9 protein-coding genes and 1 pseudogene are annotated in these 9622 nt (G+C 47.8%); 9 read left to right on the top strand and 1 reads right to left on the bottom strand.

All coding sequences use genetic code 11. The features are described from left to right. Positions 1-914 precede the first annotated feature (914 nt). The 9 genes and pseudogenes from IV64_RS02950 to dagF all read left to right on the top strand — a co-directional run bounded on the left by IV64_RS02950 (position 915) and on the right by dagF (position 8323). Positions 915-2774, top strand: coding sequence for a BglG family transcription antiterminator (locus tag IV64_RS02950; protein WP_057705676.1), 1860 nt, complete (start codon positions 915-917; stop codon positions 2772-2774). Positions 2775-2779: 5 nt separating this feature from the next. Next, positions 2780-3124: a transcriptional regulator gene (locus IV64_RS02945; RefSeq protein WP_057705675.1), complete on the top strand. Its 345-nt coding sequence runs from the start codon at positions 2780-2782 to the stop codon at positions 3122-3124. A 12-nt stretch (positions 3125-3136) separates the two neighbouring features. After that, a complete protein-coding gene (locus IV64_RS02940) occupies positions 3137-3493 on the top strand; it encodes an SFCGS family glycine-rich protein (RefSeq protein WP_057705674.1) in 357 nt (118 codons plus the stop codon). Positions 3494-3523: 30 nt separating this feature from the next. After that, a pseudogene (locus tag IV64_RS14780) lies at positions 3524-3880 on the top strand (DUF4312 family protein). A 1-nt stretch (position 3881) separates the two neighbouring features. Continuing rightward, a complete protein-coding gene (locus IV64_RS02930; protein ID WP_057705672.1) occupies positions 3882-4658 on the top strand; it encodes a DUF4311 domain-containing protein in 777 nt (258 codons plus the stop codon). Between the two features lie 16 nt (positions 4659-4674). Next, positions 4675-5337 (top strand): DUF4310 family protein, encoded by a 663-nt coding sequence (locus IV64_RS02925; RefSeq protein WP_057705671.1) that lies wholly within the window; start codon positions 4675-4677, stop codon positions 5335-5337. 13 nt (positions 5338-5350) lie between these two features. Then, positions 5351-6469: an amidohydrolase/deacetylase family metallohydrolase gene (locus IV64_RS02920; RefSeq protein WP_057705670.1), complete on the top strand. Its 1119-nt coding sequence runs from the start codon at positions 5351-5353 to the stop codon at positions 6467-6469. Then, the gene (locus IV64_RS02915) at positions 6466-7563 is read left to right on the top strand and encodes a DgaE family pyridoxal phosphate-dependent ammonia lyase (RefSeq protein WP_057705669.1); all 1098 of its coding nucleotides are present in this window, start codon (positions 6466-6468) and stop codon (positions 7561-7563) included. Before IV64_RS02920 ends, IV64_RS02915 begins: the two co-directional genes overlap by 4 nt. A gap of 19 nt (positions 7564-7582) precedes the next feature. Beyond that, on the top strand, positions 7583-8323 hold the full coding sequence (gene dagF / locus IV64_RS02910) for a 2-dehydro-3-deoxy-phosphogluconate aldolase (RefSeq protein WP_057705668.1): 741 nt from the start codon (positions 7583-7585) through the stop codon (positions 8321-8323). Between the two features lie 137 nt (positions 8324-8460). Here dagF and IV64_RS02905 read toward each other — a convergent pair whose 3' ends face one another. Next, complete coding sequence (locus IV64_RS02905) at positions 8461-9591, bottom strand: GntR family transcriptional regulator (RefSeq protein ID WP_057705667.1); 1131 nt, start codon at positions 9589-9591, stop codon at positions 8461-8463. Positions 9592-9622 lie beyond the last annotated feature (31 nt).

Here is a 9622-nt window from a genome sequence, read left to right as displayed (position 1 = left end):
GAGGGTAGGACGTTGCCATGCAAAGTTAGAATCAGCTGAGGCTGGTTCTTTTTTTTTACATCAAAATCAATCATGACAAGACCATAGCGCCGGTAGGGGTTCCTAATGAGGAATCCCTACCGGCGCTTTTTCTGCGTGCTCTGCTAGTGAGCATTTCTGGCTTGTTAACCTAAGCGCGTTACAAAGTACTGCTTATCGTTAGAAACTCAGCATTTTTCGGCGCTGCGCCAGCAGAGTCAGTGGGCCATGGGGTCGACTACAGACAAAGGACGGTCTTCTGCCTCGCTTGAAAGCCTCAAAGGACGAGTCTTTCAAGTCGCCCCGCAATGTCACCTGGCAAAAAACGCCAGCTAACATTGCCGACACAGCCCGCTGATTCTGCCGGCTACGCTAAGAGTGCTTAAACTAAACTAGTTAAGTGTGATAGTAACCTCAACCTAGCTGGAGGTTGTTCATGATAAATGAAGTTCAGGGCCACTTGAACCGGTCGCCACGGCAGATGAAATCCTGTACGACAGAAAGCAGGAAGATTAACAAATTTATCGGGTCTAACGTGACTATATCAATTAACTAGCAATCATTTCCGAATTTCTTCCTTTAGTTAAAAGGCCTACTGAAACAGTCATACTCGTTATCCCTAAATTAGTCGTTTCGTCACGTTACATGTTGTGCTAAGGGGGATCGCTCCAGCGATAGAGCGCAATGGCGCCTTCTTTTATATCAATTAAAATTATTATTCGACATGTATTAAATAATTTATACGTGGCAATGTTTGTTCAATCGGTGGCTTGAAATTACAATGATAATGAATTTGGAAAAGTGGATTTATAAATTGCACTAATTATCGTGCATTGATTTGGTATTGTTATGCTGTATAAAATCAGTATCATGAATCATGTAAGGGGTTGCAATAATTGAAGGGATGGGGTGAAATCGTGCAACTGTCCAACCGCCAGATGACCATTGTCACTAAGCTAATTACAGTGGAACAGGCCGTGACGACTCAAATGTTGGCCGACGACGTCAACGTCAGTGTACGCACTGTCAAAAATGACCTCCGTGGGATTCAGGACTGGTTTGCACACTACGGTGACTACTACCGGTCCAAGCCGCGGATTGGCATTTGGCTTGAAGCGAGTCCGGCAGCGCGCGCCATGCTTAAGCAGCGCTTAATGACTAATCAAGTTGAGAATTTGCCTTGTACACCGCAGGAACGCGTGGCCCAAATCGTTCTGTTATTAGCAATTAACCCGGGATTTATGACGACGCAACAGATTGAAAATAAAATTGATATCAGCAAAAACACGGTCGTCGCGGACCTTGACCGGGTGGATCAATTTTTACAGCAATTTCAGTTAATTCTCGAACGTAAAAATTATTATGGCTACCGCATCGCCGGAACGGAACTCAATATTCGTTCAGCGTTGGAAGCCATCTTAAACCGAATCTTGCATACGTTTGAGGCGCCGATGCTCACTTCCACGGATCCCTTAAAAGACGTCCAGAAGATTCAATTTCCAGCGGTACCAGAGCTTCAAACCGTCTTCAACGTCGTTGTGAACGAACTGGAGGTTCAGCACGCCCCGGCACACGCAGACTTCGACCTCGAGGACATTCTGACCATGCTTGTCCGGATGGTCATTTGCACGATTCGTCTGAGCATGAACCACCCAATCAACAGCTACACCCCCTTAGATGTTGCACAAACGGAGCAGCAAAAGCTTCCATACGTCCTCTTTACTAAAGTCGTGCACCATTACGATTTTCCCGTTCTACAAGACGAGTACGACTACTTGTTACGAGGGGTGAATCCCCGGTTTGACGACCAGAACATCGCCGCCTTAACAAATCAGATTATCAAGCAAGTCAGTCAGCAACTCCAGTACCCCTTTGATACGGACGGCCAGCTCAAAGTGAATCTATTTTCACACCTATTAACCAAATTAAGTAATAAGTACAAATTTACTAATGAATACAACCCCTTTGTGGCGGACCTTAAGAAGCGCAACTTACCGTTGTTTGAAGCGGTCCAAGAGGTCCTACGCGATAGTATTTCATCCAATCCTGCTGTTGTGAGTGACTCATTCGTGACCTTTGTCACCCTGCACTTCATGGTTTCCCTCGAAAGCCATCAAACGACTAGGTATGCGCGGGTCCTGTACGTTTGCTCGACGGGGCTTGGCGTAACCGGCTTGATCAAACGAGAAATTGAGCGGCACGTTTCCAATATTGAAATCGCTGGTTTTGCCTCCATCACGACGGTTGATCAGCAGGTTGCGGCCCTTCGCCCAGATTTGGTGATTAGTATTTTTCCCATTACTGCGGGAGAGCTTCCAGTCGTCCAGGTTAACCCGTTGCCTAGTCACAACGATATCGAACGGATTCGGTCGGCGGTGGCCAAAGTGTTAAAGGTGACGACGAGTAGCCTGACACCGTTTCGTCCCAATGTGGGCAAGGAGAGTGACGCTGAAGAAGAAACCCGCACCCTCATGCTTAACGGATCGGTGATATATCAAGCGCTTAGGCGTTACTTCGGACAGCGCATTCCAGTGGGGTATCAAGAAGCCTTTATGATTCACGTCATGATGGCCGTTCACCGGATCTATTATCATCACAGTTACGATTCAACCTTAAAGGTCACGTCGTCAAAAACCAAAGATGTCCAAACGATCAAGCGGATCTTTTTAGAAAATCAGCTCAGTATTAATGCACCAGAAATTGGCGCGTTGTTGCAATATACCCGCGTACATGAACTGTCCCAAAAAGGAGGATGAGTGGCATGGATGAACCATGGCTCACGGAAGATGTCCAAAAAGTATTACGAGAGGCGCACCATCAAGCCGAAACGGCGGATGCGTTGGCTTATGTCTTTAAGCTCATGCGTCAAGCCGAGATTGAACCTACCGAGTTACAGTTAGTTATTTTAATTAACCACGTTAGTGAAATGGTGGATCGCTCCATTACGGGAGAACAGCTTCCCGCTGTTGAACCCGAAATGTTTGCGGGCGTTTCCCCAGTTGCTTTAAACATTGCGGGGCAACTCGTCAATCACCTTGGAAATTTGTCGGATTCAGAAAAATACGTCGTTTCAATTCACTTTGAAACTGCGCTACAAAACTCATAGGAGGTAACAAACATGATTAAAGTTGTGATTGCAGATCGGATGGGTAAGGGCCAAAAGGTTGCGGCTGGTGTCGAAGAAGCTGGCGGTACGGCGGTTGTTGTTCCCGGCATGGGCGCTGATATGCGTTTAGGTGACGTCATGAACCAGGAACAAGCCGATATGGGGATTTCTTTCTGCGGTAGCGGTGGTGCGGGTGCCATTACGGCCAGCACTAAGTACGGCTATCCAGAACGTCACGGGATGCGCTCGATTCAAGAAGGCATTACAGCCATTGAAGAAGGCAAAACGGTCCTTGGGTTTGGTTTTATGGATAAGCCAGAGTTAGGCAAGGCACTTACGGAAGCGTTCGAGAAAAAATATAACCAGTAACAACTGGTCGTAGAAGGGAGGGCCTCAATCATGACAACCGCAATCAACACGACGCGCGAACGGACGGTGCGCGTTACCGGTAAGGGTGAAACGAAACAAAAGGCGTTTGCGCAAGCATTGAGTCAAATTCAAAAGCAAGTCGTCGAGAACGAAGATGCCGTTACGCTCCAAATTACACCGCTTCAAGTGACTCCGGTTAGCTTACAGTCGGAGACTTATCGTTAACGCTTCTTGCTGTTTTTCTTTCCGCGGACGCGCACGACTTACCACGCCACCATCGACGTGTTGGTCGCAATCAATGCCATTGATCTAACGCAGGTACCCTTCGAAGAAAAAGCGAAGAATGCAACTTGGAAACCCGTAGATGTTTTGAAAGGGGGCAAATAATGTGCACTTTGTTGTTATTTTAATCGAGTCAATTATTATTGGTGGTTTGGTCGGCTTTGCAGCCGGGATTGGTGCTGCCAGAATGTTTAACGCACCAACGGTCCAAGCGCTGGGCGCGTTTCGGACCTTGGGTGAAATGAATGCGGCTCAAGGTGATCCCGCGTCACACTTTTCATTTGGACTGGGGTTCTTCTTTAACGCTTGGGCCTCAACGGTTGGTGCCGGAGCGTTTACACAAGATGTCACGCACCGGGTTATTCCTAACTGGTCGGCGGCGATTTTACTGATTAAGAATAAGAATTTAGCCGAAACGATGCATAATCCTAAGAAAATGGGGATTATGAGTGCCTTAATTGGGGTCGTTGTGGTGACCTTCTTAAACGTTACCTCGTCCTCGATTCCGGCGTCGTTACAAGTGACGGCGGTCAAAGTGTTAGTCCCAGCGGCAACGGTCCTGATCAACATGGTGATGCCGATTATCTTTTGGCTCGCGGCGATTGATGCGGGTCGGCGTTCTGGGTTGTTCGGTACGGTCTTTGGTGGGATGGCGGCCCTCATTATGGGTAACGCCGTTCCCGGGGTCGTCCTTGGGATTTTAATCGGTAAGGGTGTTGAAGAGATTGGGTGGACCCGGATTACGCGCATCATGCTTGCGGCGGTCATCTTACTGTTCGTCTTGAGTGCCTTTTTCCGGAGTTTCGATATTCAACTATTAAAAGAATTCGGCATGCGCGCACCGCAGTGGCTTCAAAGCTGGCATAACGCGATTGGCGGTTAAGAGAGGAGCGGACTAAATGGATCAAGATATTAAGGATTTAGAACACGCACATAGCTTTTGGTACGCAGACTGGTCGTTTCCGCTAATCGTGGGGATCATGTCCGCCGGGGTCTTTGCCGGGACTTCGATGTATTACAACTACGGCGTTGGGGCCTTCAACGAAGTGGCCATTGTTGCCATGTTGAAAGCCGGGATGACCGGTGGTTCGTACGGTGCGGCCGCGGCGTTTGGGGCGAGTTTCTTATTTGCCCGGATTTTGGAAGGGTCCTTAGTCGGAATCCTAGACTTAGGTGGCTCAATCTTGACGGGGGTCGGAATCGGGATTCCTGCAATCTTGCTCAGCATGGGCATTGAAGCGCCGGTTAAAAACTTTCCGTTAGCGTTGCTGACTGGTTTGGTGATTGGTCTCATTATTGGGGCCATTATCTACGCCGTGCGGCACTTCACGTTAGGTCAATCCAAAGCAACTTTTGGGGCTGACGTCATGATGGGTGCCGGGAACGATACGGGGCGCTTCTTAGGCCCACTGATCATCTTGAGTGCGGTCACGGCGTCCATTCCAATTGGAATCGGTGCGACGGCTGGTGCGGCAATCTTCTATGCTTGGAAAAAGCCGATTGCCGGTGGCGCGATTATCGGCGCCATGATTTTAGGATTCTTCTTCCCGGTTAAACTGTAAAGGAGTAGGACTGATGGTTGATTTATACGTAAAAAATGGTCGGAGCGTTAATGACGACCCCTTGGAACTGACAATTACCGCGGGTCAAATTACCGCTATTGGTGAAAAGTTGACCAACGTTGAAGCAACGCGGGTGATGGACGTGAAGGGTGCCTACGTTTCAGCGGGCTGGATCGATGATCACGTGCACTGCTACGATCAATTGACGCTGTACTATGACGATGCGGATGCGGACGGCGTTCAAAGTGGGGTCACAACCGTTATTGATGCGGGGTCTACGGGTGCCGATAACATTGGTGATTTTTACGAACGGACGCGTGCTAAGCGGACGAACGTGTATGCCATGATCAACATTTCTAAAACGGGAATCTTGGCTCAAGATGAATTGGGTGATATGAGTCGCGTTCAATGGGAACCTTTCAAGCAGGCTGTAGACAAGTACCCAGACTTTATCGTTGGAATCAAAGCCCGTGAAAGTCATTCAGTGGTCGTGGATAACGGGGTTCAGCCGTTGATTAAGGCAAAAGACTACCAACGCCAAATTGAGCGTACTTTGCCAGTGATGGTCCACGTTGGGGCTAACCCACCTGAACTGGAGGCTATTTTAGCCTTGATGACGAAGGACGACGTGTTGACCCACGCATATAATGGCAAACCGAATGGCATCTTGGACGAAAATGGTACGGTCAAACCGTTTGTGCGTGAAGCCTATGACCGCGGTGTGATTTTCGACGTTGGTCACGGAACCGACAGCTTTAATTTTGAAACGGCGGCCACGGCGTTCGCTAACGGACTGGTGCCCCAATCGATCAGTACGGATATTTATCACCGTAACCGGGAAAACGGGCCCGTCTATGACATGGCCACCACCCTTGATAAGTTAATGCTGCTAGGCTTCGATTTGCCAACGGTAATTCGGATGGTGACGGTGGCGCCGGCTGATAATTTCAACCTAGCACATAAGGGCGAATTGGCAGTGGGTGCGGATGGTGATCTGACTATTTTCAGTGTTGCTCAGACGGACAAAACGTTGACGGACTCGAATGGTAATCAACGCACGACCACGACGACGATTAAACCGTGTTGTGCGGTCGTGGCGGGCCAAGTCTATGAAGTGGGGGCTAAGGAATGACGGTATATGACAAGTACCATTTGAAGCAAGTGATTAATGCAAGCGGTAAGATGACCATTTTAGGTGTTTCCAAGTTAGCGCAACCCGTGATTGACGCGCAAAAGTTTGGGGATGAACACTTCTTTGAAATGGCGGACCTGGTTAAGAAGACGGGTGACCATTTAGCCCAATTATTAGGGGCGGAAGATGCCATCGTGATCAACTCCGCTTCGGCGGGAATTGCGGAGGCCGTGGCGGCGTTGATTGGTGCGGGGAGCAAGTACCACGCCTACCACCCTTACGATGCGCGCTATACCAAACGGGAAATCGTGATTCCTAAGGGCCAAAACGTGGATTACGGGACCCCGGAAGAAGTCATGATCAACGTCGGTGGGGGCCAAGTCGTGGAAGCCGGTTATGCCAACATGTGTAGCCCGGAACACCTCGATATGGTAATTACCGATAAGACGGTCGGAGTTTTATACGTTAAGAGTCACCACGCCGTGCAAAAGAGTATGTTGACCGTCGAAGAAGCGTTGACAGTTGCGCACCACCACGCGTTGCCATTGATTTTGGACGCCGCTGCGGAAGAAGATATGCAAAAATACATCGAAATGGGTGTGGATATCATTATTTTCTCCGGTGCCAAAGCTTTGGCGGGGCCCGCGTCAGCGTTAATTTTTGGGAAACGGCAGTACATTGAATGGGTTCGACTACAGTCCGTTGGTTTGGGCCGGGCCATGAAGATCGGCAAGGAAAATATTCTCGGACTCACCAAGGCGATTGAAGACTACTTAGCGGAAGGGCCTGAAAGCGGAGACCAGATGAAAGCCCGCTTAACGCCATTTCTGACGGGGTTGAACCAGGTGCCTTACGTTGACGCAAAACAGGTGCAAGACGGTGCTGGCCGGGACATCTACCGGGCAAGCGTGGTCATTAAACCGGATTCACCTAAGAATGCCAAACAAGTCACGGCCGAATTAAAGGCGGGTAATCCCGCGATTTATACCCGTGAATACCGGGCGAACGTGGGCATTATTGAGTTTGATATTCGGGCCGTTGATGCGGCTGAAATGACGGCTATTACGCAACGATTACACGAAATTTTAGATTAACTAAAAGGAGAGCTATACCATGCAAAAAACACCAAACTATTACAAAGACCGGGTTGCTTTAAACGTTTTAGCGGGTTCCGTTCAAAATGCAGTTGATTGTTATGAGGCAGCGAGCGAACACATTATTCTGGGCGTTTTGACGAAAAACTATGCGAATGATCAACTGGCTATCGAAGATATGCTGAAGTATCAGTCCCAGATTGATAATGCCGTTTCGGTAGGCCTTGGCGCGGGCGACCCTAAGCAAAGCCAAATGGTGAGTCGGGTTTCAAAAGTGATTCAACCACAACACGTTAACCAAGTCTTTACGGGTGTTGGGACCAGTCGGGCATTGTTAGGCCAAGATGATACGGTCGTTAACGGTTTGGTATCACCTACCGGAACTGTCGGGAAGGTCAACATTGCAACGGGGGCCCTCAGCTCACAGACGCCGGCTGGTGAAGTTTCCATTGAAACGGCGATCGCGTTGTTGAAAGATATGGGCGGGACGTCAATCAAGTTCTTCCCAATGAAGGGGTTGGCCCACGAAGACGAATTCAGAGCGGTTGCTAAGGCCTGTGCTGAAAACAACTTTAGCTTGGAACCCACTGGTGGTATCGATTTAGATAACTTTGAAGAAATCCTTCAAATCGCGTTGGATGCTGGTGTGAAACACATTATTCCACATATCTACTCCTCAATTATCGATAAGGACACCGGGATGACCCGTCCTGAAGATGTGCGGCAACTCTTTGAGAGCGTGAAGAAATTAGTTGGGTAAAAGAATTTAAGTGAATTGATGATGAAAAAGCCCTTAAGATTGAGTACTAAATTCAATCTTAAGGGCTTTTTCGAGTCTGGATTTTTTGACTTCAAAAGCTTACGGTTCGAACTATGATTTGGCAAGCAGGACGGTCATTATTTTTGCTTGCGTACGGGACCGGTCGTTTCGCCGACAACCAGATCTGCAGCTTCCAATTGTTGGATAGCTGCATTTTTATCTTTTCCAGTAATCAGACGATTCAACATAGAAAATGCATGTTTGGCGATGTTGGCCTCATTTTGTTGAACGTGCGTATAGTGAATCGCATTTTCACCGTAAAACGTCGGTGAGTCATAGCAAACAATGGAGAAATCTTCGGGTACCCGGTACCCTAATTCGACTAATGACTCGTAAAGTAACGTTGCGGGGTAGTACTCAGTTACGAAGAAGGCCGTAATATCTGGTTGCTGCGCCAAGGTTTCTTTAATGTTCTTTTTGAATTTTTCCTTTTCCTTTGAAACGGTCACGGAATCGCGGTAATCAATTCCCTTTGTAAGTAACATTGTCCAGTCAGTTTCGGCGTTGGTTTCCAAGAACCGTTTAGCCGAATTTAGACGATCCTGAATAGAAGTGTCGGTCACGTTTTCTTTAGGAACTAAACAAATATGACGATGACCAAGGCCGACTAAGTATTCAAGTGCCTGCGTGGTAGCCGTCTGGTTATTAGTGACAATATAACTCGCATTAACGTCTTTGATATAGCGATCCAGCAAAACGACGGGATAATCATCGATAATTAATTTGAGAATTTCATTACCAATGACTTTTCCGGGAATTGGCCATACGATGATACCTTGCGCTGATTGGCGCATCCGTTGAATGGCACGGGCTTCATCAGCAAAAGAGTTATTTTGAGTTTCGGTATAGAGCAAGCTAAAGTTGTTTGAATCTGCAGTTTTACTGAGTTCAGATAATAGTTCTACCCCAAAAGCCGGTGCAATTTTGGGGAAAATTGCACCAATAGTTTTAGAACCATTGCCAGTTGGATTAGAAGTATCTTCAGTGTTTAAGACAAAGGACCCGCGCCCAGGAAATCGTTCGATGAGGTGCTTACTAACAAGAAGATCCAGAGCGTTGCGGGCGGTCATTCTACTGACGTTAAATTGTTTCACCAATTCGTTCTCGGTTGGGATTTGATCGCCGGGATGCAATTGATTTGAGGCAATCTGTTGTTCAAGTTGTTGTGCAATTTGCATATAGAGCGTTTTTTTCGTGTCATTTTCCATAATAAGTACCTGACAATCTTCAAATGTTATA

Origin of the sequence: Lactiplantibacillus xiangfangensis (assembly GCF_001438845.1) — a bacterium.
Lineage (GTDB): Bacteria > Bacillota > Bacilli > Lactobacillales > Lactobacillaceae > Lactiplantibacillus > Lactiplantibacillus xiangfangensis.
The sequence above is the reverse complement of the archived record's forward strand: the minus strand, read 5'-3'. Positions and strand labels throughout refer to the sequence as shown.

Excerpts from the sequence above, each read along its gene's own strand:
- IV64_RS02945 (WP_057705675.1), top strand. The coding sequence starts at position 2,780 with ATGGATGAACCATGGCTCACGGAAGATGTCCAAAAAGTATTACGAGAG.
- IV64_RS02940 (WP_057705674.1), top strand. The coding sequence starts at position 3,137 with ATGATTAAAGTTGTGATTGCAGATCGGATGGGTAAGGGCCAAAAGGTT.
- IV64_RS02925 (WP_057705671.1), top strand. The coding sequence starts at position 4,675 with ATGGATCAAGATATTAAGGATTTAGAACACGCACATAGCTTTTGGTAC.
- IV64_RS02920 (WP_057705670.1), top strand. The coding sequence starts at position 5,351 with ATGGTTGATTTATACGTAAAAAATGGTCGGAGCGTTAATGACGACCCC.
- IV64_RS02915 (WP_057705669.1), top strand. The coding sequence starts at position 6,466 with ATGACGGTATATGACAAGTACCATTTGAAGCAAGTGATTAATGCAAGC.
- dagF (WP_057705668.1), top strand. The coding sequence starts at position 7,583 with ATGCAAAAAACACCAAACTATTACAAAGACCGGGTTGCTTTAAACGTT.
- IV64_RS02905 (WP_057705667.1), bottom strand. The coding sequence starts at position 9,591 with ATGGAAAATGACACGAAAAAAACGCTCTATATGCAAATTGCACAACAA.